A 23259-nucleotide genomic window follows, 5' to 3' on the forward strand; every position below is an offset into this window, starting at 1 on the left:
CTGTTCCGCTGGCATCCCGGATTTCTCGGTGTAGGTTGACATGCAGATTCTGATGCAGTGTGTGCACTGTCGGCCGGAAGGAACGGTGTGAAGGTCAGCTGGAGGCAGGTATTTGCGTGGCGGATGCAGCGGCAGTTCCTGGAGCCGCGTACCCAGCCGAGCGCCAGTGACGTCGTCGGCAGGCTGTGCGGCGTGCAGGCGCAGGTCTGGAGTGTCGCCGAGCTGAACGTCGCACTTCGGCAGGCGGCACCCGACCGGGAAAGCGTCAACCGGGAGGTCGCCGGCCTCACGTTGATGAAGACCTGGGCGATGCGCGGAACCCTGCACCTCCTGCGGCCGAGTGAGGCCGGGCCCTACCTGTCGCTCATGGCGAACACGGGAAGCTGGCTCAAGCCGTCCTGGACCCGGGCCTCCGGCGTCACGCCCCGGCAGGTCGACGAGTTGACCGAAGAGGTGGCGGGCATCCTCGACGGAGTGGTGCTCACCCGGGACGAACTCGTCACCCGGCTCGTCGCCGACAAGCGGTTCGTGAGCATGGAGGAGCGACTGCGGTCGGGGTGGGGCTCCGTGCTCAAACCGCTGGCCTGGCGAGGCGTCCTGTGCCACGGCCCGAACCAGGGCAACAAGATCACGTTCACGCTGCCGGCGAGCCAGTTCGGTGCGGACTGGGGCAAGATGCCCGAACCCGACGAGGCGGCGCCCACGGTGATCAAGGCGTACCTGGGCGCGTACGGCCCTGCGACGATCGAGACCTTCGACCGCTGGCTGTCGCTCAACAGCACGAGCAAGCCGAAACTGCGCAAGTGGTTCGGCGACATGGGCGACGAACTCACCGAGGTCGATGTCGAAGGGCGCAAGACCTTCGTCCTGACGGAGCACGCGGAGGAACTCGCCGCCACCGCCCCGTGCACCGGCATCAGGCTGCTCGGCGGCTTCGACCAGTACCTCCTCGGCCCCGGCACCAAGGACGAGGTCGTCCTCGCGCCGGAACACCGCTCCGCGGTGAGCCGCGCCGCCGGCTGGATCTCCCCCGTGGTCGTGAAGGACGGCAGGGTCGTCGGGGTGTGGGAGATCGTCGACCAGGAGCTGGTGGTCACCCCGTTCCCGGACACCGACCGGCTCGCCGTGAAGGAGGTCGAGAAGGAGGCCGCGCACGTCGCCCGCGCCAGTGGAGTGAGCCGGCTGCCGGTGCGCATCCTCTGACGACCTGGCTCGACGCTCTGCCGCGCTCGCCCGGAGCTCACGCGAAGCGGGCGCGGTGGAGATCGCGGAGCAGGGCGATCTCCGCTCCGTGATGCATCACTTCACGATTGACGTGCAGGAGCAGGGTCGCCATCGGCCGCTCTCCCCACTGCCCCTCGACATCTCCTATGGGCCGCCGCAGTTCCGCGTCGTCCAGGGAGAGCACCCCCTTGCGCCATGCGTGGTAGTGCTCGTGCAGCGCCTCGAGCCCGTCCGCGGCCGTGACGGGAAGGGACGCGGTCTCCAAGGTCAGTGATCCGTCACCGAAGTGAGCGCTGGCCCGGATGCCCAGTACGTGAAAGGCGACGTGGCACAGGCGCCAGGCGATCGTCGTCACCGGCGGCGGCTCGGGGGCGGGGCGACGCAGGTCGAGCGAGGCCCTTCCGTCCCCGCCGACGCGGATCGACCAGCAGTCCGCCACCGGCTCCCACAAGTATTCGTCGTCGGTGAGACCGGCCAGCCTGGGCATCAAGTGGTGGTCCCAGTACAGATCGAGCTGATCGAGGACCTCGGTACGCCAGATCATCCAGCACTCCTGCCGATGTCGGTGATGTCGGTGACGAACGCCTCCGAGGGTAACCGATTCGGCACAGTCTGCACTCACACCGCAACCGACAGTAGCCGTACGGGGCATTGGCCGTGGTAAGCACGCCGCGACTCGTGGACTCCGTTGTCGCCACTGTTGTCGTGGTGTAAAAAGACCACATGATGGCGCGGTTCTCCAGGGACGTGGGACGGGGAAGGGCGCACACACCAGCCCAAGTGGCGGCCCTCGGTGGGCACTTGCCCACGACGCGATCTGCGACGTCCGTACCCGCGCGCCGGGCACAAAGGGAGCACCCGGATGGATGACCGCGTCCAGGTGACCGTCGACGCGCGCGACCCGCGCGCGCTGTCGTCCTTCTGGAGTGCCGCATTGGGCTACGTCCACGTCGGCGCGGAGGACGAGCGCGACACGCGGGCGGTACTGGAGGACCCCGGGGGCCGGGGATACCGACTGTCGTTCCGCCGGGTGCCGGAGGCCGAACACAGTGGCGTCATCCGGGCCGCTCTGCCGGTCCTGCGCGCCCAGCGCTCAGCACCTGATCGTCGACCGGCACGGAACCCCACCCGCCGTGACTGTCACCGGTGGCGACCGGCACGGACCCAGCTTCTGCCCCTGCTCGACGCGGTCCCGCCGGTTCGGGGAACCAGGGGACGCGCTCGCCGGAAGCCCCGACGTCTGTGTGCGACCGGGCTACGACTTCGACAAGTACCGCCGCCTGCTGGGGAAGCGCGGCACCAAGCCGTTGGTCGCGCGTCGCGGCATCGCTCACGGTGGCTACGCCGAACCACTCCGGCCGCACCTCGGTCAGAAGCGGTTGCAAGGACCGCACCCGGCCCGCAGGTCCTCATCTCTTACGACGAGAGCGTTCCTGATCAACATCGTGTGAAAGCGGCCGGTACCGGTCACCGGCTGCGCCCGCGTCCATGTGCCGTCCGGCCCGCTCGTCGATGTGGCAGAACAGGACGCCACGATCAGGGATGCTGCTTGCCCGGTACAGCACTGAGGGAACGGGCGCGGAACCGGCCGGGGAGGTTGGCCATGGCCTCGCAGCGTACGGCCCGGTCCGCGACTCGCACGGACGTGTGGCTGTAGCACCCTGCTGCGCAGGTGCCCCGGTAGCGATCAGCGCCGGACTCTTCCCCCGGGACGGCCTCTCGGACGCCGAAGCCCCCGTTGCCGAGGGCACACACGGTCTCGCGCACGCCTTCCTCGACGGGCCGGCATCCCTCGTACTCCCACACCCATTCGCTGTCCGTGCCCAAGGGTCACCCGCCGTCCACCGCTTCCCGGCGTGGCGGTTCGAGGAGTTCACCGAGCGTCTCGTCGAGCAGCGCGCAGTCCTGCGCGGCCCTGCCCAGGGCCACTCCGTCCCAGGGGGCGAGGCGGCGCAGGGCGGAGTACGTACCCGGGACGACGGCGCCACCGTAGATCATGCCGACGTCGTGGTGACCGCCGGCCGCACGGTGCAGGGCGTCGAGCACCGCGGCGGCCTGGTGAGGATCGGCGCCCTGCGCGGAGCCGATGGCCCAGACAGGCTCGTAGAGAACGATGGCCGGGGCCTCGTGCGGAAGGGCGTCCAGAGCCGCTGACGCCTGTCGGCGGACGTGCTGCACGGTTTCCGCAGGACCGAGACGTTCGGGTTCTCCGACGCATATCACCGGGATGAGGCCGGCGTGTGCGGCGGCCCGGGACTTGCGGCCGACGAGCCGGTCGTCCTCCGCGAACAGGCGACGCCGCTCCGCGTGTCCGACCATGACGTGCGTGCAGCCGACCTCGGCCAGCAGGCCGGCGGAGACCTCACCGGTGAACGCCCCCGCCTCGTACCAGACGTTCTGCGCGCCGGCGCTCATGCCGCTGTCCTTCAGCAGACGGGCTCCGAGCGGCAGGACCGGGTGAGGCAGACAGGCGCAGAAGCGCAGCCGGGCGAGTGCGTCGGCCCGGGGAAGGAGGACGTCGTCGATCCATTCCTCGGTCTCCCGCAGACCGAGGTTCATCTTGGTGCTGGTCAGTGAGACTGGTGTCGTCGTCATGCGTCAGTCCGCGTCTATTCCAGGTTGGTGTGCTGGGCGAGCATGTCCCGAGGCTCGGTCCCGTACAACTGCTCGTAGGCGAGGATCAGGGAGTCGAAGAACAGCAGGGCTCCTTGCTCGAAGAGGGTCCCGACGAACTGGGCGGACCGGCCGGGTTCGTGGTCCTGGCTGTATTCGGCGAGGTGGACCAGCAGGTCCGTCCGTCGTGCCAGGCTCGAGCCGGCATCCGCCGTCACCACAGCGATCCGGACGCCCGCGCGAGCGGCGTTCTCCGCCATCGCCAGCGTGGTGGGGGTCTCACCCGACCCGCTGCACGCCAGCAGCAGGTCCCCCGGCCCCGCGGCCGGAGTTGTGGAGTCACCGGCGACGTGCACCGTCAGTCCCAGGTGCATCAGACGCATCGCGAAACCCTCGGCGGAGAGCTTGGAGCGGCCGGCGCCGGCCACGAAGATCCTGTCGGCGTCGCGGATCGCCGCGACCAAGTCGCTGCAGACGCGCTCATCGACGTGGGAGAGCAGGGCGTCCAGCTCCCGCACGACGACGCGGCGGGCGGAGGCATAGGGACCGTCGATCCCTACCGGTGTGTCGGGCGTAGTGACCTGCTGTTCATGGGGTTTGTTCTGGTCGACCACTGGCGTATCACTCCTGTGCGGGTGAGGGGGAGCCACCGCGACGTCCGGGGAGAGGACGGCGGCGAACTCACCAGAAGTCCCGGTGCAGGACTTCGTCGACGTCCTTACGAGGCGCGGGCCGGAAGGAATCACCCGTGGGGTGCGCCACGGCCAGGAGGCCTGCCTGGGTGACGTGGTCCGGCAATTGCAGCACTTCGGCGGCTTCCCTGGCGTGGGCCAGGTGCAGGGCCGTCATGGCGGAGGCCAGTCCGCGCAGACGCAGAGCGAGCATCAGGCTCCACATGGCGGGCCAGACCGAGCCGTAGTAGACGGAGTGCGCGACATGGCCCACCGGAGGAGGGAATCCCAGATCCGCGAACCGTGCCTCGAAATCAGCGGGTGACACGCTCAGGCAGGGCACGACCAGGACGGGAACACGGTGCAGGTGCTCCGCCAGATGCACGGACGCCCGCCAGACACCACGGCGTTCCGGCGCCGCGGCCGCCTGCGCCGCCATGGCATCCAGGTAGGGACCGGCCGCCCGCCGGTAACACTCGGCCAGACGGCGCCTCCGGGCGGGATCCGTCACCACGATCCACTGCCACGGCTGGTCATTGGACCCGTTGGGTGCCTGCAACGCCATCGACAATGCCTCGCGCACCAGGCGAACGTCCACGGCCCGGTCCAGGTCAAGACGTCTGCGGACGGACCGGGTCGTCGTCAGCAACTCCGCACCGCTCAGAGGCCCTGTCGCCGGTGCGGCGCTGTGCCCTCCGTGCGCTGGTTCCTTCTCCTCCGGCACGCCGTTCACACTCCTTCTCGGGCGAAGCGACCGATCACGTGACTTCGGTGCAGGCCGGTGCTCGGGCCACCCCATGGACTCGGGGTTCGGCTCCCCCGACACGCATGGCGAACACCTCGACGCACAAAGGGATGCGTGAACGTGTTGAACGACGACGTCCTGAACGGGGCCCGCGTGCACGGTACTCCGTGCCGTGAGGGTGCTCGGCGGCGTGGCGGCGAGGGTGGTGCCGAGCGTTGTGACAGAAGCCAGGGCCCGTCGACGGGCTGTGCCAGATGCGCCCCTGAACGGCCCGTCGTCCCCGTGTTGACGAAGCGTGGGCCGGGTAAACAGACGATACGGTGTCCGCGCACCGGTAGGTCACTGTCCGGGCACCCTGCACCCCCTGCCCGCCGAGCGTCGGAGGACGACGTCGCTGGAGGCGCCTGTGGTACGCCGTCGTGGGCGTAACGCCTTACTCGCCGGGTTACTGACGGAGGCGGGCATCAGCGCCGCGGAACTGGCCCGGGACGTCAACCGACTGGCGGCGGCTGAGGGCGTGTCACTGCGGTACGACCGCACGACGGTGGCCCACTGGCTCACCGGTTCCCGCCCCCGGGGCGTAGTTCCGCAACTCGTGGCCGAAGCCCTGACCCGCCGAATCGGCCGCCCGGTCAGCGCTCAGGAGACGGGGCTGACCGATGAATCGGGCGAGTCCACCGAAGGAGAACAGAGGAACGCCCTCCGGAACCTGGTCGTCCTGGCCAGGACGGACGCCGACCCCGCGCGCAGGGTGACGCTGCTGCGGTCCGTCTTCCGCCAGCGCGGCGTCCCGAGCGCCGGTGCCCTCGACCGGCATCGGTCCGACGGCCCGGTCCGGCATGGGGCCGCAGTCACCGGCGCCGACGTGGAGCGGGTCCGGTTCGTGGTGTCCCAGTTCGCCGCGGGCTGGTACCGGTACGGGGGCGGTCACGCTCGTACCGCACTGGCCTCCTGTCTCGGTGAGGACGTCGGACGGTTGCTGGCGCGTCCGGCACCGCCGACCGTGGGAGCCGAGCTTCTGCCGGCGATAGCGCACCTGGCGCACCTGCTGGGGGAGATGTCGGCGGACGCGGGTCACCAGGGGCTTGCACAGCGCTACTACCTCCTCGCACTGGAAACCGCCACCGAAGCCGACGACCACCACACGCGCGCGATCACCTTGCGGGCGATGAGCGTCCAGGCGGTACGGATGAAAGCCCTTCGGTACGCGGCTGACCTCGTCGACGCCGCGGTCACCAGCGCGGCTGCGTCCGCCGGCGGTGACCTGCGGGCCTTCGTCCTCGTGCAGCAGGCCCACGTCCGGGCGTTGAGGGGGGAACGCGACAGCGCGTACCGGGACCTCGCCGCGGCCGAGAGGGCACTGGGCCGGGCCGAGGACCGTCGAGGCGTCTTCTTCCAGTACCCGAGAGCCGGGTTCGCCTACAGGCAGGGACAGACGCTCCACCGGCTCGGGGACGCACGTCCGGCTCTGGACGCCCTCCGGTACGCAGCGGCCGAACGTCCCGCCTGTGAACACCGGCTGAGGGCCCTCAGCCAGGCGCGTACAGCGCTCGTGCTGCTCGAGCGAGGGCGGCTCGACGAAGCGTGCCTCCACGGCCGCATCTTCGCAGAGGAGTTTCCCTTTGTGCGCTCGCACCGGTCCGTGCTCGCTCTACGGGAACTACGCGCACGGCTCATGCCGTTCCGGCGGCTCCCGGAGGCGGCTGCCTTGCTGGCCAGTCTGTCGTCGCTCGCCTCACCGACGGAGACAGAGCATTCTTCCGGTGCCTGACGTTCTCCTGCGCTGCAGTCCGCCCGGGCCGCCGTCGGTCCGTCGCAGGCGGTCGGCGGCCGTACGACGATGTCCCGCCTGCCCTTCGGACGCGCGACGGACGAGGGCGGCGACGTGGTCGAACAACGGGTCGTTCATGAGTCCATCGTCCGCGCCGCGGTGGTCGACGGCACGGTGTGACCTGACATTCGGGTGGTGACGACGAACGCGGTGGTGGCTCTCGGATGTGCGGACAGTGATCGCGCACTTTGTCGGGGGCCGGTCGGGTGATCCGTTCCCCCGCAGTTCAGCGGGCCGTCGGGGGGCCCGTGGGGGCGGGGCCTTCCGGCTGGTCAGAACACCGACAGTCCGGTCAGTGTCGTGAACCGGTCGAGGGCGGCCACGCCGGCCACCGAGTTGCCGCGTTCGTCCAGGCCCGGGCTCCACACGCACAGCGTGCACCGCCCCGGTACGACGGCGATGATCCCGCCGCCGACCCCGCTCTTGCCGGGCAGGCCGACCCGGTAGGCGAAGTCACCGGCGGCGTCGTAGGTGCCGCAGGTCAGCATGACCGCGTTGACCTGCTTGGCCTGGCTGCTGCTGAGCAGCCGGCTGCCGTCGGCGCGGATGCCGTGCCGGGCGAGGAAGCCGGTGGCGAGCGCGAGATCGGCGCAGGAGGCGGCGACAGAGCACTGCCGGAAGTACTGGTCGAGCAGGACCGGCACCTCGTTGTCGACGTTGCCGTAGGACGCCATGAAGTGGGCCAGGGCGGCGTTGCGGTCGCCGTGCGCGGTCTCGGAGGCGGCGACCTCACTGTCGAAGTCCAGGGCGGGGTTCCCGCTCTCGGCGCGCAGAAAGGCCAGCAGTCCGCCGGCCGCGTCCCCGGTACGGGTCTGGAGACGGTCGGTGACGACGAGGGCACCGGCGTTGATGAAGGGGTTGCGCGGGATGCCGTTCTCGTGCTCCAGCTGGACCAGCGAGTTGAACGGGTTGCCGGAGGGTTCCCGGCCGACGTGCTCCCACAGTTCGTCGCCCTCGCGGGCCAGGTCCAGGGCGAGGGTGAACACCTTGGTGATGGACTGGGCGGAGAACGGCTGGCGCCATTCGCCCACCCCGTACACCGTGCCGTCCAGCTCGGCGACGGCCATGCCGAAGCTGCGGGGGTCGCGGGCGGCGAGCGCCGGTATGTAGTCGGCGGCGCGGCCCCGGCCGGGGGTGTGCTCCAGCTCCTCGGCTATGCGCTCCAGGATCGGCAGGAAGGTGCGGGACGACGTCGTTGTCATGATCACCATTGTGCCTTCCCGCCGTTCCCGGAGCCCACTGGCACGTGCTCACGAGACTGGCCGTGATCGCAGGTCAGGCGACCGGTGCCCCCTGCCCGCGACGGTCTCGGGGCGCAGCAGCCCGGCAGGCGTCCCGGCCGGCAACCGGCCCTTCTCCACACAGTCTGGTCACCCCGCGGCCGGTGGCGAGGGTCTCCTCGGCGATCTCACCGGCGGGCATGCAGCCGATGCGCGGGCCGAGCGGGGTGACCGGTCCGACGGAGGTCTTCACGCTCGCGTGCAGCCGTTCGGTGGCCGCGGTGATGCCGTTCGCACAGCGCTCGGCCGGCGTCGGGTGACCCTGCTGCAGATGGGCGGCGGACTCCGCCAGGGAGCCCACGGGATGGACAGGAAGACGACCGCGACGGCGGGGGCGAGGCGGAAGTCGGTCATCCAGGGATCTCTGTTCCTGTGAGGGGCGCGCCGTCCGGCGGCGCAGCGGGCCGGCCTCGGCCGCCTGGGGCCCCGGCCAGCGGCGGCCCACACGGGCAGGCCGGTGTCGAGGAGGGCCAGGTCACCGGGCATGCCGTGACGCTCCTGGGGTCAGGCGGCAGGGGTGTGGTGGGCGAGGTGGTGGGGGAAGCGGATGCAGCAGGCGGCTGCGGCCAGGGCGGCGGCGAGCACCAGGGCGGCGCCGAGCAGGAGCGCGTCGTGGTAGCCGCGGCGCAGGAGCGGTGCGGCCAGCAGCGGGCCGAGGATCTGGCCGAGGCTGTAGCCGGTGGTGAGCAGGGCGATGGCGCGCGGGATGCGGAGGTGGGTGCCGATGGCCAGGGACATGGTGCTCACACCCATGAAGGTGGCGCCGAACAGGACGGCGGCGGCCAACGCCGGGACGCTGCCACCGGACAGAGCAGGCAGGGCGATGCCGATGGCCTGCAGCGACAGCGAGATCGTCAGCAGCGCGGGGCGGGACATGTGCTGGGCCAGTCGCATCCACAGGGCGCACGAGGGCAGCGCGGCCAGGCCGACGACGATCCAGGCGCCGCTGCCGATCCAGCCGGCTGCACCCTGCTGCAGGGCGGCGACCAGGAAGGTTCCGGCGATGATGTAGCCGATGCCCTCCAGGAGGTAGCTGGTCAGCAGGGCGGTGAACCAGCGCCGGGTGCGTGGCCGTTCGGCCGGGGCCGTGGCGGCGGGGGCCTTGGCGGCCGTGCCGCGCGACACCAGGTTCCAGGCGACGAAGGTGAGCAGCGCGTTGAGCACGGCGCACGCGAACCAGGCCGTCCGCCAGGAGCCGGCCTGTTGCACCGCCACCACGGTCAGCCCGGACAGGGCGATGCCCGCACCGACCCCGCTGAAAGCCCAGCCGGTCATGTGTTCGGCGTGCGCGGCGAGCCCGGCCAGCATGGCACTCGTCGCGATCACGAACACCAGGGCGCTGGCCGCGCCCGCGATCAGCCGCAGCGCCCACCAGACGCCGCCCTCGTGGGTCAGCGGCATCAGGGCGAAGGACGCCGCCAGGGCCAGCAGCCCGGTCCGCAGGGCGGCCCTTGAGCGCAGCAGCGCCGGGGCGGCGATGCCGAGCAGAGCGCCGGCCAGGTAGCCGATGTAGTTGGCGGTGGCCAGCGAGGCCCCCAGGCTGTCCGGCATACCCGCCTGGGCATGCATCAGCGGCATGATCGGCGTGTACGCGAACCGGCCCACGCCCATCGCGGCGGCCAGGGCGGCCGCGCCGCGCAGGATGGCCGGCCACGGGGATGCGTCCCGCGGACCGGCGTGGGGACGGGTGGACTGCGCAAGCACCTGTTTCATGGTCACTTTCCTTCGCGGGCTCCCTCGGGAAGGGGCTTCCTTCCTCGGAAGCGGGGCTACGTGATCGACGCTAGGCCGCCGGTACAGCGGACGGAAATGCCGGTTACGCTGCATCCATGTCACTCAGGCATAGTGCGAGGCGACGATGACCGCCCCGGGGCCCGCGAGCGCGTCCGGCGTCGAGCTGCGGCACCTGCGGGCGTTCGCCGCGGTGGCCCGGCGGCGCTCGTTCACGCGGGCGGCCCAGGAACTGCTGATCACGCAGCCGGCCCTGAGCCGCACCGTCGCCCAGCTGGAGACGCACCTCGGGGTGCGTCTGCTGGACCGGTCGTCTCGGGGCGTCGCCCTCACCGATACCGGCGCCGAGTTCCTCGTCCATGTGGAGCGGACGCTGGCCTCGTTCGAGGCGGCGCTGTCCGCGGCCCGGGGCGCGTTGACCCTGCGGCTCGGATTCAGCTGGCTGCTGCCCGACCCCTGGGCCCAGCGCGCCATCGCCGCGTTCGAGCGCGCGAGCGGGGCACAGGTCGAGCTGGTGCGCTGCGACGATCCACTGGACGCCCTCGCCCGCCAGAGCGTCGACGTGGCCCTGGTGCGCGGCGGCAGACCCGTCGGATCCGCCGTGCACACCGTGCACCTGTACGACGAGCAGCGCGTCGCCGTCCACGCTCGCGAGGAGACCGAAGACGACGGCAGGGAGGGCCGGGGTGCCCTGCGCTGGCAGGACGCCCCGCAGTGGACCCTGGTCGTCAACACCGCCAGCGGCACCACCGGCCCCTGGTGCTGGCCGGATGGGAACGGCCCGCGCCGCTATGTGGAGACCGCGAACTTCGACGAGTGGCTCGAATCGGTGGCCGCAGGACGCGGCCTCGGCATCGTCCCCGACGCCGCCGAACGTCGCATCCACCACCCCGCGCTGCGCTTCATGCCGCTGACCGGCGCACCGCCCAGCCCGCTCCGCCTCGCCTACCGCCCCGAGACCGGCACCGGCTCAGCGCTGCTGCGCCGCTTCCTCGATGCGGCTCTCGAAGCTGCCGTGACCTGCACGGATGCAGGCCAGGCATAGCTCCGACCGAAGCGGCATTTCCGCTTGCACCTGTTTCGTCCCTACGGTCGAGTTCGAGGGGAGGGACGGCCCGGATCATCCGGACCCCGAACCGCCCTTCCCTCACTCTCGACCTGACCGCCTTTCCCTCACTCTCGACCCAGGAGTTGCAGCAGCATGGCGTCGTCCTCCCCGCTTCTTCCCCGTCACGACGGCTCGGCCCTGGTGGTCGGTGGGCCGACGACCGTCCTCGACCTCGGCGGGCTCCGCTTCGTCTCCGACCCGACGTTCGACGACCCCGGCCCGCACGGCTACCTCACCAAGACGATCGGTCCGGCCGTCACCGGCACCCGACTCGCCGACGCGGACGTCGTGTTGGTCAGCCACGACAACCACGCCGACAACTTCGACGACTCCGGCCGCGCCTTCGCGTCGGCCGCCCCGCTCCTGCTCACCACCACCGGCGGAGCCGAACGGCTCGGCACCCCGGCCAAGGGCCTGGCCGCCTGGGACACCCACACCCTCACCCGCCCGGACGGCGGCGAGCTGACCGTCACCGCCGTGCCAGCCGTCCACGGCCCCGAGGACGGCGAAGCTGACGCGGACGGCGACATCAACTGCCAGACCATCGGCTTCGTGCTGTCCGGAGACGGTCTGCCGACCGTCTACATCAGTGGCGACAACGCCTCCATTCGCACGGTCGCGGAGATCTCTCGCAAGGTGTCACGCGTAGACGCGGCCGTCCTGCACGCCGGTGCCGCCCGCGTCCCGGGCAAGTTCCGCGAGCGCCCCGTCAGCCTGGACAGCGTCCGCGCCGCCGCGGCCGCCGCGATCCTGGGCGCCCCGGTCAACATCCCGGTCCACTACGACGGTTGGGACCACTTCACCGAGGGCCGCGAGGTCATCGAGCACGCCTTCGACGACGCGGGCATCACCTCCGTCCTGCGCGTCGCCGACCACGGCACGTGGCTCCCCCTCAAGCCCTGACTGCCCCTCGTCCCAAGGAAGTCCGCCATGCCTCTCGTCCGCATCGACCTGATCCGCGGCCGCGGCCCCGAGAACATCCGGGCCATCGCCGACGCCGTCCAGCACTCCCTCATCGACGTTCTGAGGATCCCCGAGCGGGACCGCTTCCAGATCGTCACCCAGCACGACCCCGAGGACATCATCGCCCTCGACGCCGGACTGGGATTCGAGCGCACCCCGGCGGGCACGGTCGTCGTCCACATCTTCACCCAGCGCGGCCGCAGCACCGGCGACAAGCAGCTCCTGTACCGCGCGCTCGCCGAGAACCTCGCCAAAGCCGGCGTCGACGGCAAAGACCTGTTCATCAGCTACTTCGAGAACGGCCCCGAGGACTGGTCGTTCGCCGACGGCCGCGCCCAGTACATCGAGGGAGACCTCCCCGTCCCGGCGAGATGACGGAACGCCTGGTTGCCTTCCCGGCCCGCGTACGGCGGTGGGACGGGACCCGCAGGAGGCACCCCGATGAGCGCCCAACCAGACCACGACCACCCCGCCTCCCAGCCGGACGGCGCGGCGCCCGCCGCGGCCGCCCAATTGCTCGGCCGGAATCCCTGCCATGAGGACGTGTGGCGCATGTCGCCGCCCGTCTTCGACGGGTGGCCACTGGCCGTTCCGGTCTGTGGAGACGACGAAACGGCTCGCGCTTGTACACCAGTTGGTGCGGCAGGCCGGCTGCGAGCCCGTGGTCGGCGGTGGTCTCGAACGAGCGGGACTCCTGGAAGCGACCGCCGCGCTCTACATCGGGCTATGGGTCGGCGAGGAGGCCGATGCCCAAGCAATCGCACCTCCGCTGGCCTATGCCGCCGGACCGACACACGAGGAACCAGAAGACGCCGGGAAGGCTTTTCGTCAGGAGTTCCGAACAGCAGGTCAGACGTGGTGTGGTGGCACTCGCCTGTCGAATGTCCCGGAAGAGACCAGGGAACGCGGCGACCTGCCCCGATGAATGGCTGATGGACGCTGACCTGCGCGAATGGTCTTTCGGCTGTTACATGCTCGTGCCGCTTGACGGGGCCGGAAGTCCCAGAAAGGCCCCAGGGGGATCCCACTGCCGACGGGTGTCTTTCGGCTCTTGCGACGCATGCGAATGGCGGCGCGGCGACTGATACCTTGAGGCCGTCGGCTTCCGCCACGGTCACACCACCGCCCGGGTTGCTGTCTGGGCACGCCTTGGAAAAGAGTTGCGGAACGCTGTCGATCCGGCCACGCCCCGTTCGACGTCATGATGTGCGGCGCCTCGCCACACGATGACGGGACACGACCTGACGAGGAAACACGTGGATCAACTGCTGAGAGTCATGAACTTCAACGTCTCGAGTGACGGAATCGGTGCCGGTGAGCACCAGAGTCTTGAGCGACCGTTCGGCCACGACCACCCCGAGAGGCTGTTCGCCTGGGCCGGAGCCACAGCGAGCTGGCCCATGCGCACGGATCCCGGCGGGAGCCGGGGCCTCGACGACTACTTCACGCGAGACTTCGCACGCAACATCGGTGCCGAGATCATGGGCCGCAACAAGTTCGGGCCCCAGCGTGGGCCCTGGCACGACCACGAGTGGCGCGGCTGGTGGGGAGATGAGCCCCCGTTCCACACGCCGGTGTTCGTCATGACCCACCACAAGCGTCCGTCGCTCACGCTCTCCGACACCACGTTCCACTTCGTCGACGGCGACCCGGCAACGGTCCTCGAACGGGCGCGGGAAGCGGCACAGGGCAAGGACGTCCGACTCGGCGGCGGGATCACCATCATCCGGCAGTTCCTTGATGCCGACCTCGTCGACACCATGCATGTGGCGGTCTCGCCGGTGAAGCTCGGGTCCGGACTACGGCTCTGGGAGTCCCCCGACGAGCTGCTGGACCGGTTCCACCTGGAGGTCGTGCCCAGCCCGAGCGGCGTGACGCACCACCTGTTCTGGCGAAGGTGACGCGAGCGCCCACTCCAGTTAGAGCTGCGAACAAAAGGGGAGTCCGGTCAGCTCGCGGCGTCCAGTGCGTGCGATCGCAAGGCGCCGGAAGGTCCTTGTAGCGGAGCTACCAGGACCTTTCGGCAACGCCGCGAGCGTGCGTGCCGGGCGTCGCGAGCCGGGCGCCCCTTTTGTTCGCAGCTCTTAAGGCCGGGGTGCTGAGGGGGCGTTTCCTCACGGTGGCCCGGGCCACCGCTTTGTCATGTCTACGACCTGGTCCTGTGCTCGCAGAGGCCGGTGTGCGCCTCGGGCGACGAACGCGGGCAGCAGGTGGTGGCCCCGGTCACCAACCGCGGTGACACCATCGGCGTGCTGGAGCTCTTCCTCCCTCACACCACCACGGAGGTGCTGGAACAGGTGGAGGAAGCCGCACACGCTCCGGCATGTCTCATCGTCACCGACAGCCGCTTCACCGGCCCCTACCAGCGGGGCCGGCGCACCCCGGGGTGAGTCTGGCCGCCGAGATCCAACGCCAGTTCCTGCCCTCACCCCCTGCGAGGCTGCCGAGTTCGCTCTCGCTTGCGCACTCGTTCCCGCCGACAGCATCGCCGGCGACACCTACGCCCACACTCTCGGCCACGACACCCCGCACCTGTTCGTCAGCGACGCCATGGGCCACGACGTCGGCGCCGCTCTCATGGCCACCCTCGCCGTCAACGCCTCCCGCGGCGCCCGCCGCGCGCCGAAGCCGACCTGGCCGACCCGGCCCGCCAGACCCACCAGGCCCTCCTCGGCCGCGGCCGCACCGCCTTCGCCACCGGCCAGCTGCTGCGCATCGTCCTGGACGGCAGCGGCGCCCAGCTCGTCAACGCCGGCCACCACTGGCCGCTCCTGCTGCGCGATGGCCGGGCCGGTGAAGTCTCCCTGGCCGCCGACCTGGCTTTCGGCGTGACCGTACAAGGCCGCTACCAGGGACAGGAATCCGACCTACGCCACGGTGACCGTCACGTGCTGTGCACCGGCGGCATGCAGGAACGCGGAGCCCGGAGTGCCGACCTGCCCCGCCTGCTGCGGGACAGAGCGGGTGAACACGGACGTGAAGTGGTGCGTGCCATGACCGCCGCGCTCACCGACGCCTGCGGTGGTGAGCGGAGAGACGATGCCACCGTGATGCCTGGACCGGCACGGCCCCCACACCACACCGGCGGTCGCGCCTCGAACGCCAGAGCCGACACCTGAAGCGATCCGGGCAGTGCGGTGAAGGGCGTACCGGGGTCACGAGGGTGTCACCGGCCGTGCACCTGCCCTTCCGGGTCGGAGAACCCCGACACTGCCCCGGCGGCCCCAGGGTTCCCCGAACGGGGCACGGCCCGGAGGTTGCCGCCTTCAGGCGGAGCCGGGGCTCCGGCACCCGGACGATGGCGGTCCGTCGCGGCGCCGACGCGCAACCCGCCTGCCCTGGACGGTGCGGGCCGCGGGGGCCGCTCAGAGGCGGTCGTAGATCGCCGACAGGTGATCCAGCACTTCTGCGGCCGACTCCAGGGCCGGGGCGTTGCAGGCGGCCAGCGCGGAGTGCAGGGCTTCGGTCAGTGCCTGCTGGCGCTGGTCGTGCCGCGCCCGGCCGGCGGCGGTGAGGGTGACCAGGACGGAGCGTTTGTCATCGCGGCCGCGGGTGCGGGTGACGTAGCCGGCCGCGACGAGACCGTTGACCAGTTGAGTGGTGGCGGCGCCGGTGGTCTCCGTGCCTTCGGCGAGCCCGCGGATGGTCAGGGGGCCCTGCTCGGCCAGGACCCGTAGCGCGCGGGCGTGCGTGAGCGAGAGCGCGCCGGGGGTGCGGGTGGCACGGCCGCGCAGCCGCGCGTCCGCCGCGCTGAGCCGGTAGGCGGCGCGGGTGAGACGGTCGAGCGCTGCCGCACGGACGGCATCCGGTCCGGACCGGGGCTGCGACTCGGACTCTTCGGAGCGGGGGCCGGACTGCTCGGACTGGGGCATGGAGGGCGTCCTCCCATCAGGGCGGGTGGGTTGACAGCAGCTTAGACTAAGTACTTACTAGATAAGTACTTAGGTAACTCGGCGGAAGAGGAATCCCCCATGACCACCCGTTCGACCGGCCAGAGCTGGGCCCTGGACATCGCGCTCGCCCAGGGCGGCTTCGACGCCCTGCACCCCGAGGCCAAGGGCACGCTGGAACTGCTCGGCCACGACCACACCGACTTCGACAAGGTCTTCGCGCTGGTCAAGAGCGGCGCGATGCTGCCCAAGGCATGGGCCACGGTCGCCGCGCAGGCCGAGGAACGCGCGGCCCACCACGAGCGGAACGGCTTCTCGCGCACCGCCTCCGACCTGTACGAGCGGGCCGCGGTGATGTGGGGCCGTGCCCAGTACTCGATCTTCGACGCCGCCGATCCGCGCAAGGCCGCGTTCCGTGAGCGCACCAACCACTGCGTCGAGCGCCTCGGCGTCCTGCGCGACGGACGCGTCCGGCGCGTCGTCCTGGACTTCGAGGGCGCGGAGATCTTCGCCCTCCTCCATCTGCCCGCCGCTGTCGTCCACGGCGCGCCCGCGGTGATCCTCGGCCCTGGGATGGACATGATCAAGGAGGACTACATCCATGCCGCCGAGCGCTACTACACCTCACGCGGCATGGTCGCCCTCTCGATCGAGGGGCCCGGGCAGGGCGAGTCCCGCGCCCGTGGCCTGACCGTGGACCTCGGCAACTACGAGCGCGCCATCAGCCGCTACGTGGACCACCTGGCATCTCTGCCCGAGGTCGACCCGGCCCGGATCGGCATGTTCGGGATCAGCATGAGCGGCTACTGGGGCTCACGCGCCGCGGCCACGGACCCGCGCCTGGCGGCACTGGCCGCGTTCGAGGCGGTGACCGGCGACTTCCACACCATCTTCGAACGCGCCCAGCCGACCTTCAAGAACAACTACATGTACATGGCCGGATATGACGACGAGGACGCCTTCGACCGCGACCTGGCCGCCCGCATGCCGCTGGGTGACCTCGTCGGGCAGATCACCTGCCCGGTCCTCTACGGCATCGGCGAGTTCGACGAACTCACGCCCCTCGACCAGGCCCTCGCCTCCTTCGAGCGCGTCCGTGCACCGAAGGAACTGCGCGTCTACGAGGACGAGTTCCACCCGCTGGGCGGCGTGGCCGCCGAGGTCTTCCGCTTCGGCGCCGAATGGCTCCAGCGCGCCCTCGACGGCGAACTGGCAGAGCCGGGCCGCGACGTCCGCCACTACGTCCACCGCGACGGCCGCACCACCGACGGCACCGCCCGCCCCACCTGGTGGCGGAGCACCGAGCAGTCGTAGCGCCTTGGAGTTCAGGACAAAAGCGGGCCCCGGCGGCCGGCGCCCACTTTTGTCCGGATCTCTTGCAGGCCGGCACGAGGATCCGGCCCCTGCTCGGTCGGCCTGCCCCGCCCCGGCAGGGCCGGCGTCCTCGCGGCGGCTGCCGGAAGGCCGGGCATCCACTCCAGCAGATCCCGGTAGCCGCGGATGGCGGCCCGGAAACTTCCGGTCGGTCAGGTGCCACCGACTGTGTCGATCACCGCGGCGTGGTGGGTGAGTCCGTGGGTGTCGGCTCCTGCGGTGATCTGCGCACCATCGTGCGTCATGCCGGTCATGTCCGTCCTTGTGGCATGTCCGCTCCGAGGCCGGCACGGGCCGATCGGGGGGGCAAGACAGTGACGGGACTTCTGGACCAAGCTCCTGCAAGATCACGAACGCCCGTCCCGCCGCGTACGCGGCGGTCCTGCCGGTGGAGCCGGCAAACCTTGAACAGGACAGTCGACGACGTCGGTCAGCAGATGAGTCAGGCTCACCAGCAGAACCGCCAGTCACATCCTCACTGCCGGTAACGAACGACCGGTAACAGGGTCTTATGTGAGCAGGGGGAGGAAGATCGTGTCGACGATCTCCTGGATGGCGTGCGCAGGCATCGGCGCCAGGTCCATGAGTACTTCGTGTCGGAGCAGGTCGAAGGGCAACCGCACGATGCGCGGAGTCAGCTTCGAACCATCGATCTCTCCTCGCTCGACGGCGCGTTGCACGACGGACTCGATCAGCGCCCACCTCTCCTCGATCAGGGACGCACGCAACTCGGCGGGCGTTGTTCCCGTCTCTTCGAAGTAGGCGGCCAGCTGTGCGGTCATGGCGACAGCGAACACAGTGAACGCCCCGTTGAGCTGTTCGAGCAGCCCGATCGTGTCATCGCGCAGGGATCCGGTGCCGGGATCGCTGAGCGAGAACTTGTCGCTGGCACGGCTGATGGCATCACGGACCAGCATGGCCTTGGTCGCCCAGTGACGGTTGACGACCGGGCGACTGGTGCCGGCGCGGTCCGCCACCGCGGCGAAGGTGAGGCCCGCATAGCCGCCTTCCATCAGCTCTTCCCAGGCCGCATCAAGTAGAGCGGCCTGCAGTTCTACGCCACGCCGACGGCGGCGGGGGGCGGGGTCCGGGCTTGCAAGATGCATGACTGCATCTTATTGTCGATTGAGGCGGACAGCAAACGGGCTGGCGCATTCCGTGCACACAGCTGCACTGTCGCCGCAGCTGCATTGACCGCCTCCTGCCATGAAGGGAAACACACGTGAACACCCACACCGAAGCACAGCAGTCCCCCCTCGTGACCGTCGATGTACACACCATGGGCCGCACCTTCGACGAGACCGAAGTCGACCGGTGGGAGCTCAAGGCCGCACGCCGGGCCTTGAGGAACCTGAAGAGCGTGGCAGGCGGCCAGGTGATGATGAAGCTGCTCGCCGGGCAGATCGACGCCGGCGACCGCTACCACAAGGAACTCGTCGCGGCCTCGGGCGGCACTTTCCGCGAGTCGAGCACCGAGTTCACCGTCCGCGGGCTCAGTGGCACAGACCTGGCCGACTGGTTCGCCGCGCAAGCCGGCACCGGCCGCTTCCAGGACAAGTCACTGCTCCTCAACGCCCACCCCGAGCACTACGTCGAACCGCCCACCTACACCGGCGGCATGGTGGAGACGATCGGCGGCCACCTCACCCGGTTCAAAGTCTCGGTAGCACGCGAACTGCCCGCCACCGTCAGCGCCTTCCTCGACACGTCCTACCCGGTGACGCTGATGAACGCTCTGCTCAGCCTGGACGACGGTACTCCCTTCGCGTACTGCCTGCACCGGGCGCGGAACACCGAGACCGGTGCGGACGTGGTGGTACGCGTCGTCTATCCGTCGGCCGCCCCGGACTCGATGATCGAGGGACACTGCGAGCACCTGGCGATCGAATTCCGCAACTGGATCCGTAACGCGGCCGCCGCGGCGCGCTGACCCGGCGAAGGCCACGCTCATGGATTTCAAGGGGAAGAACGCACTGGTCACCGGCGCCGGTGCAATCGGTGGGCCGGGGTACGCGGTGGCGGGCATCCTCGCCTCCGGCGGTGCTGATGTCACGGTCACCGGACGGGACCCGGGGCGCGGTGCCCAGGTCGTTGAGAAGCTCGGCGGGCGAGTCGCTTCCTGCCGGCAGATCTGAGCGAGGTCGAGGACGTGCGACGGCTCGCCTGCGCGGCCGCTCCCGTCAACAATCTTCGGGCATGGCATCTCGTGGGCCTCGCCGACGCTGACCCACTTCACCGGCCGACCGGGATCCAGGGCGGTGGCTTCCAGGTCTCCCAAGACACAGCGGATCTGCTGAAGAGTCCAACCGCCGGGGAGCCGGATGTCCGCGATCCGTGCTTGTTCCCACCTCGGTCCATTCGCCGAGCAGGGTGCGGTGGAGGCGTTCGACCTTGCCGTTGGTCTGCACCCGGCAGGGCGGGGCACAGCGGGGGTGATGCCCAGGTCCCGGCAGGTGTGGCGTCAGGTGCTCTCGGTGCAGGCCCGGGTGTTGTCGGTCAGGACCCGTGCGACGGTGACGCCCTCGGAACCTCCGGCCGGCCCTGGCCCACGTGAACACCTGATGCTTCAGGAGATCATCGGTGAACCGGAATGGGCCGACCTTCTCACCCCCGCCCACCGGCGCGGCCTGACCTCCCTCCACCGGTCCCACGGCCGCCGTACCGCGAAGTCGACCTCGACACAGGCACCCGTTTTGAACCTCGCGGGATCCGCCACGGCGGCCGGCCCGCGTGCGGCAGCAGATGATCAGCAGCCGGCCCACTGAAGGCGCATCACATGGAGCGCCGCGGCCCCCCAGCAGGCGCCCCGAGCGCCTGCACCTCCGCGTAAGAGAGAGTGGCGAGTTCCGTCGGCAGGCCGTCGCGGATGGCCCTCGCAGTGTTGACAGCCGCCGCCAGGGCGCTGCGGTAGAGCAGCGAGCCGAGACTGATCCTGCGGACACCCAGCGCGGCCAGATCGGTGATGGTGGGCCCGGTCGGCGTGTAGAGGATATTGAGCGGGACGGTGAGGGTTGCCGTGAGAGCGGCAATCCTGTCCGGATCCGACAGCCCTGGCACGAACGCCCCGTCCGCACCGGCCTGTTCGTACACCGCGAGACGCGTCCCGGTCTCTTCCCTCCGGCATCCGAGCCAGTAGGTGTCGGTGCGGGCGTTGACGAACAGCGCCGGCACGGCGGCCTTGACCGCTGCGATCTTCGCGGCGTGCAGCCCCACGGGGGCGAGGGTGCCGTCCGAGCGTCCGTCCTCGAGATTGACCCCCGCCGCGCCTGCGTCGTACAGCCTTCTGGCCAGCTCGGCCACTTCCTCCGGGTCATCGCTGAAGCCCCCTTCGATGTCGACGGTGAACAGGAAGGATCCCTGTCCGAGCCGGCGGGCCAGGGCCAAGGTCTCCTCGGCAGTCGCCGCCGCCCCGTCCTGCAGGCCGGCGGCAGCGGCGACGCCAAGACTCGTGGTGCCGATCGCCTGGAAGCCCTGCGCCGCCAGAATCGCCGCGGAGGCGTAGTCCCAGGCGTTGGGCAGCAGCAGCGGGGTCACCTGGTCGTGCAGACGGGCGAAGGCGCTCCGCGGGCGCTGGAGCAGGCCGTCGGCCATGGCGAGGGCGTGGGCCCGGCCGGGGCAGACCCTCGGCGGTGCGCCGAAGGTGAGGGGCACGGGGTGGGCACGGTTGGCAGTCGCAACGTCCAGGAGCACCGTATCGCCCTCGGCGATCTCTCGACCGGCGACCCGGGTGGCACGAGCGGCGACCCGACGCATGGCTGCTACCGGCGGAACTTCCCGGAGCGCCCGGGCCAGCGGTACGTCGCTGCCGGCCGCGGCCTCCACCAGCGCAGCCGTCGCCGCGCAAGCCTGCACCAGCAACCCGATGCGGTTGGCGGCAGCCTCCAGAGCGGCTCTGGTGGTGGGCCCTGGCACCAGCTGCGCCACCAGCCAGGTCACCGCCTCGTCCGCGGTCGCGTCCGCACCTCCGAAATAGGCCCCCGCCACCACGGTCACCGCTTCCGCAACCGCCCCGGGATCCGGCATCCCCAGAGCCTCGGCAAGGGTACGCACCACCCGTACCCGGGCCTCCCCTTCGGGCCCTGCCGCAACCGCCCGCCGTAGTGTGGCGGGCTCCAGCCGGGCCAGTTCGGCCTCCACCAGAGCCCGCCGTCGCCGGTGCGACTCACCGGAGCTGAACCGGGCCACGGTGGCACGCAACCACGCGACGCTAGCTCCCGCCGGACCACCGTCCGCAGCAGGCAGCTCCGGGACGAGCGCCGGGTCGGCGAGCGCCGCCGAAATATCCTCATAGCGGTCGAACTCATGCATCGTCTGCGTCATGACCCTGACCCTAGGACCGGAACAGTTCGGCATCCCCCGAACCATCCCTGCGCCATCATGTCCTCATGCCCCCACTCGCCGAGAGCGCCGGCCTGTTCACCGACCGTACCGAGCGCGGCGCGGTGACCCGCTGGTCGGCAGGAAGTTCCACGTCTCCTGCAGCGACTCGGGTACCACGCGGCTGAGCACCGACTCGGCTTCAGACCGCCGGTCCCCGCACGGTGGGACCCCAGGCGCGAGGAGCAGGCCGTGCCCCGAGGCTGCTATGTCTTGTCAAGCGGCTTGAGCGAGGTCCTCCGCGTTCGGCTGGTTCCGCCGTTCGAGGATCTCGAAGATCTGGCGGCAGATGTTGCGCTTGAGGCATCGTTGGGCGTCACGAGGGCTCTTGCCCTCGCTGACGCGTCGGGCGACGTACGCCTTCGTGGCGGGGTCCAGCCTCATCCTGATCAGCGTGATGGTGTGCATTGCGCGGTTCAGCTGGCGGTCTCCGCCGCGGTTGAGACGATGCTTGCTGGTTAGGCCCGAGGAGGCCGGGATCGATGCGACACCAGCGAAGGAGGCGAACGCGGCCTCGGAACGGAATCGGCCCGTGTGTGACCAGCTGACCAGGATCTGAGCTGCGGTGATCGGACCGATGCCGAGCAACTCCAGAAGCCCTGACGCGTGTTCACGAACGAGCGCAAGCAACTCGTTCTCCAGCTCGCGGGCCTCAGCCTGCAGATGCCGAACGCCCTGAGCCGTCAAACGAAGAGCACGGATCGTCATGCGGTGTTCGACAGACAGCGCGGGGCGGTCGCGAAGGGCCGCGCAGCGCGCGACTTGCTGTGACCGGCTCAGGCGGCGGAGTTCGGCTCGGAGGTCGTCCGGCGCTGAGATGATCAGGGCCTTGAGCTGGTTGATGGCCGCAGTGGAGGCGTGCACGGCCCCCTGCCGGGTGGTCAGCAGCACGCGCATGGCCTCACGTTCTCCGCGTTTGCGGGGTTGGATGACGTGTTCGGTGGCCAGAGCTTCGCGGGCTGCGCGGATGGCGTCGAGCATGTCCGTCTTGTGCCCTCCGCGGACCGGAGGACGCTTGGGGCGGCAGACCTCGACGACGCGTTCGCCGGCGTCCTCGAGGAATGCGGCAAGGCCGGCGCCGTAACTGCCGGTTCCTTCGAGTGCCCAACAGCGGCGACCAGGCACGTGCGAGTGAGCGAAGTCGAGAAGGCGCTGGTAGCCGCGTGCGTGGGCGGGTGCGTCGGTGGTCTCCAGGACGGCGCCGATGGGGTTGACGGCGTTCCCCTCTGTCGAACAGATGACCTGGGGGTGGTGCCACCGGGCCCGAGAGGCGCCGTTGGAGACGCTGATGAGAGGTCCGACTTCCGCCGCCTGGCCTGGCCAACGCCCGGCCGTTTGCGGGCGGCAGGTCTGCCTACTGACTTCGGCTTGTCAGGGTGACGCCGGTTCGTCGAGAGCCAGGCCGGTGCCCACTATGAAACCGTCGAGGGTGCCTGGCCGGTACTGGAGGCG

The 23259-nt window shown here is 70.3% G+C and carries 21 protein-coding genes and 4 pseudogenes; 13 read left to right on the forward strand and 12 right to left on the reverse strand.

What is annotated here, in order from left to right; all coding sequences use genetic code 11:
• The first annotated feature begins 123 nt into the window (after positions 1-123).
• On the forward strand, positions 124-1203 hold the full coding sequence (locus tag ABZ719_RS18785; protein WP_366726289.1) for a winged helix DNA-binding domain-containing protein: 1080 nt from the start codon (positions 124-126) through the stop codon (positions 1201-1203).
• Between the two features lie 37 nt (positions 1204-1240).
• Here ABZ719_RS18785 and ABZ719_RS18790 read toward each other — a convergent pair whose 3' ends face one another.
• Positions 1241-1768 (reverse strand): DinB family protein, encoded by a 528-nt coding sequence (locus ABZ719_RS18790; RefSeq protein WP_366726290.1) that lies wholly within the window; start codon positions 1766-1768, stop codon positions 1241-1243.
• 318 nt (positions 1769-2086) lie between these two features.
• Here ABZ719_RS18790 and ABZ719_RS18795 point away from each other — a divergent pair.
• Both ABZ719_RS18795 and ABZ719_RS18800 read left to right on the forward strand, forming a co-directional pair.
• Positions 2087-2290 (forward strand): annotated as a pseudogene (locus ABZ719_RS18795) (VOC family protein); the annotation flags it as partial.
• 31 nt (positions 2291-2321) lie between these two features.
• A pseudogene (locus ABZ719_RS18800) lies at positions 2322-2561 on the forward strand (IS5/IS1182 family transposase); the annotation flags it as partial.
• A 199-nt stretch (positions 2562-2760) separates the two neighbouring features.
• Here ABZ719_RS18800 and ABZ719_RS18805 read toward each other — a convergent pair.
• From ABZ719_RS18805 to ABZ719_RS18820, 4 genes are all read right to left on the reverse strand, one after another.
• Positions 2761-3030, reverse strand: coding sequence for a hypothetical protein (locus ABZ719_RS18805; RefSeq protein WP_366726311.1), 270 nt, complete (start codon positions 3028-3030; stop codon positions 2761-2763).
• 24 nt (positions 3031-3054) lie between these two features.
• Positions 3055-3819, reverse strand: a complete 765-nt coding sequence (locus tag ABZ719_RS18810; protein ID WP_366726291.1) for a triose-phosphate isomerase family protein — start codon at positions 3817-3819, stop codon at positions 3055-3057.
• Positions 3820-3833: 14 nt separating this feature from the next.
• Positions 3834-4451 carry a 6-phospho-3-hexuloisomerase gene (gene hxlB / locus ABZ719_RS18815; protein ID WP_366726292.1) on the reverse strand — a complete coding sequence of 206 codons (618 nt, stop codon included), beginning with the start codon at positions 4449-4451 and terminating at the stop codon, positions 3834-3836.
• Between the two features lie 67 nt (positions 4452-4518).
• On the reverse strand, positions 4519-5157 hold the full coding sequence (locus tag ABZ719_RS18820) for a nitroreductase family protein (RefSeq protein ID WP_366726293.1): 639 nt from the start codon (positions 5155-5157) through the stop codon (positions 4519-4521).
• Positions 5158-6004: 847 nt separating this feature from the next.
• Here ABZ719_RS18820 and ABZ719_RS18825 point away from each other — a divergent pair.
• Positions 6005-7024 carry a hypothetical protein gene (locus tag ABZ719_RS18825; protein WP_366726294.1) on the forward strand — a complete coding sequence of 340 codons (1020 nt, stop codon included), beginning with the start codon at positions 6005-6007 and terminating at the stop codon, positions 7022-7024.
• A gap of 332 nt (positions 7025-7356) precedes the next feature.
• On the opposite strand, the gene ABZ719_RS18830 is transcribed toward ABZ719_RS18825, so the two are convergent.
• From ABZ719_RS18830 to ABZ719_RS18840, 3 genes are all read right to left on the reverse strand, one after another.
• Positions 7357-8295, reverse strand: a complete 939-nt coding sequence (locus tag ABZ719_RS18830) for a glutaminase (protein WP_366726295.1) — start codon at positions 8293-8295, stop codon at positions 7357-7359.
• A 64-nt stretch (positions 8296-8359) separates the two neighbouring features.
• A complete protein-coding gene (locus ABZ719_RS18835; RefSeq protein WP_366726296.1) occupies positions 8360-8665 on the reverse strand; it encodes a hypothetical protein in 306 nt (101 codons plus the stop codon).
• 203 nt (positions 8666-8868) lie between these two features.
• Complete coding sequence (locus tag ABZ719_RS18840; protein WP_366726312.1) at positions 8869-9975, reverse strand: YbfB/YjiJ family MFS transporter; 1107 nt, start codon at positions 9973-9975, stop codon at positions 8869-8871.
• Positions 9976-10222: 247 nt separating this feature from the next.
• On the opposite strand from ABZ719_RS18840, the gene ABZ719_RS18845 reads away from it, so the two are divergent.
• The 6 genes and pseudogenes from ABZ719_RS18845 to ABZ719_RS18870 form a co-directional block, all read left to right on the forward strand.
• The gene (locus tag ABZ719_RS18845; protein WP_366726297.1) at positions 10223-11140 is read left to right on the forward strand and encodes a LysR family transcriptional regulator; all 918 of its coding nucleotides are present in this window, start codon (positions 10223-10225) and stop codon (positions 11138-11140) included.
• 156 nt (positions 11141-11296) lie between these two features.
• Positions 11297-12106, forward strand: coding sequence for an MBL fold metallo-hydrolase (locus ABZ719_RS18850; protein ID WP_366726298.1), 810 nt, complete (start codon positions 11297-11299; stop codon positions 12104-12106).
• A gap of 27 nt (positions 12107-12133) precedes the next feature.
• Positions 12134-12541, forward strand: coding sequence for a tautomerase family protein (locus tag ABZ719_RS18855; RefSeq protein WP_366726299.1), 408 nt, complete (start codon positions 12134-12136; stop codon positions 12539-12541).
• A 150-nt stretch (positions 12542-12691) separates the two neighbouring features.
• A pseudogene (locus ABZ719_RS18860) lies at positions 12692-12956 on the forward strand (NADP oxidoreductase); the annotation flags it as partial.
• A gap of 466 nt (positions 12957-13422) precedes the next feature.
• Entirely contained in the window at positions 13423-14067 is a 645-nt protein-coding gene (locus ABZ719_RS18865; RefSeq protein ID WP_366726300.1) for a dihydrofolate reductase family protein, read from the forward strand.
• A gap of 243 nt (positions 14068-14310) precedes the next feature.
• Positions 14311-15285 (forward strand): annotated as a pseudogene (locus tag ABZ719_RS18870) (PP2C family protein-serine/threonine phosphatase); the annotation flags it as partial.
• Positions 15286-15531: 246 nt separating this feature from the next.
• Here the strand turns inward: ABZ719_RS18870 and ABZ719_RS18875 are convergent.
• The gene (locus tag ABZ719_RS18875) at positions 15532-16038 is read right to left on the reverse strand and encodes a MarR family transcriptional regulator (protein ID WP_366726301.1); all 507 of its coding nucleotides are present in this window, start codon (positions 16036-16038) and stop codon (positions 15532-15534) included.
• 99 nt (positions 16039-16137) lie between these two features.
• Between ABZ719_RS18875 and ABZ719_RS18880 the strand changes: the two genes are divergently transcribed.
• The gene (locus tag ABZ719_RS18880) at positions 16138-17370 is read left to right on the forward strand and encodes an alpha/beta hydrolase (protein WP_366726302.1); all 1233 of its coding nucleotides are present in this window, start codon (positions 16138-16140) and stop codon (positions 17368-17370) included.
• Positions 17371-17939: 569 nt separating this feature from the next.
• Here the strand turns inward: ABZ719_RS18880 and ABZ719_RS18885 are convergent.
• Positions 17940-18536, reverse strand: a complete 597-nt coding sequence (locus ABZ719_RS18885) for a TetR/AcrR family transcriptional regulator (protein WP_366726303.1) — start codon at positions 18534-18536, stop codon at positions 17940-17942.
• 116 nt (positions 18537-18652) lie between these two features.
• Here ABZ719_RS18885 and ABZ719_RS18890 point away from each other — a divergent pair, with 116 nt between their 5' ends.
• A complete protein-coding gene (locus ABZ719_RS18890) occupies positions 18653-19360 on the forward strand; it encodes a hypothetical protein (RefSeq protein WP_366726304.1) in 708 nt (235 codons plus the stop codon).
• A 19-nt stretch (positions 19361-19379) separates the two neighbouring features.
• Positions 19380-19565 (forward strand): hypothetical protein, encoded by a 186-nt coding sequence (locus tag ABZ719_RS18895; RefSeq protein ID WP_366726305.1) that lies wholly within the window; start codon positions 19380-19382, stop codon positions 19563-19565.
• Between the two features lie 637 nt (positions 19566-20202).
• Here ABZ719_RS18895 and ABZ719_RS18900 read toward each other — a convergent pair.
• Both ABZ719_RS18900 and ABZ719_RS18905 read right to left on the reverse strand, forming a co-directional pair.
• Positions 20203-21750, reverse strand: a complete 1548-nt coding sequence (locus ABZ719_RS18900; RefSeq protein WP_366726306.1) for an isocitrate lyase/phosphoenolpyruvate mutase family protein — start codon at positions 21748-21750, stop codon at positions 20203-20205.
• Positions 21751-22023: 273 nt separating this feature from the next.
• Positions 22024-23097 carry an IS110 family transposase gene (locus ABZ719_RS18905; RefSeq protein WP_366726313.1) on the reverse strand — a complete coding sequence of 358 codons (1074 nt, stop codon included), beginning with the start codon at positions 23095-23097 and terminating at the stop codon, positions 22024-22026.
• Between the last annotated feature and the right edge of the window lie 162 nt (positions 23098-23259).

Origin of the sequence: Streptomyces sp. NPDC006743 (assembly GCF_040703815.1) — a bacterium.
Taxonomy (GTDB): Bacteria; Actinomycetota; Actinomycetes; order Streptomycetales; family Streptomycetaceae; genus Streptomyces.

Coding starts and splice junctions, on each gene's coding strand:
- ABZ719_RS18785 (WP_366726289.1), top strand. CDS start 124: ATGCAGCGGCAGTTCCTGGAGCCGCGTACCCAGCCGAGCGCCAGTGAC.
- ABZ719_RS18790 (WP_366726290.1), bottom strand. CDS start 1,768: ATGATCTGGCGTACCGAGGTCCTCGATCAGCTCGATCTGTACTGGGAC.
- ABZ719_RS18810 (WP_366726291.1), bottom strand. CDS start 3,819: ATGACGACGACACCAGTCTCACTGACCAGCACCAAGATGAACCTCGGT.
- ABZ719_RS18830 (WP_366726295.1), bottom strand. CDS start 8,295: ATGGTGATCATGACAACGACGTCGTCCCGCACCTTCCTGCCGATCCTG.
- ABZ719_RS18840 (WP_366726312.1), bottom strand. CDS start 9,975: ATGGGCGTGGGCCGGTTCGCGTACACGCCGATCATGCCGCTGATGCAT.
- ABZ719_RS18845 (WP_366726297.1), top strand. CDS start 10,223: ATGACCGCCCCGGGGCCCGCGAGCGCGTCCGGCGTCGAGCTGCGGCAC.
- ABZ719_RS18850 (WP_366726298.1), top strand. CDS start 11,297: ATGGCGTCGTCCTCCCCGCTTCTTCCCCGTCACGACGGCTCGGCCCTG.
- ABZ719_RS18855 (WP_366726299.1), top strand. CDS start 12,134: ATGCCTCTCGTCCGCATCGACCTGATCCGCGGCCGCGGCCCCGAGAAC.
- ABZ719_RS18875 (WP_366726301.1), bottom strand. CDS start 16,038: ATGCCCCAGTCCGAGCAGTCCGGCCCCCGCTCCGAAGAGTCCGAGTCG.
- ABZ719_RS18880 (WP_366726302.1), top strand. CDS start 16,138: ATGACCACCCGTTCGACCGGCCAGAGCTGGGCCCTGGACATCGCGCTC.
- ABZ719_RS18885 (WP_366726303.1), bottom strand. CDS start 18,536: ATGCATCTTGCAAGCCCGGACCCCGCCCCCCGCCGCCGTCGGCGTGGC.
- ABZ719_RS18895 (WP_366726305.1), top strand. CDS start 19,380: ATGGATTTCAAGGGGAAGAACGCACTGGTCACCGGCGCCGGTGCAATC.
- ABZ719_RS18900 (WP_366726306.1), bottom strand. CDS start 21,750: ATGACGCAGACGATGCATGAGTTCGACCGCTATGAGGATATTTCGGCG.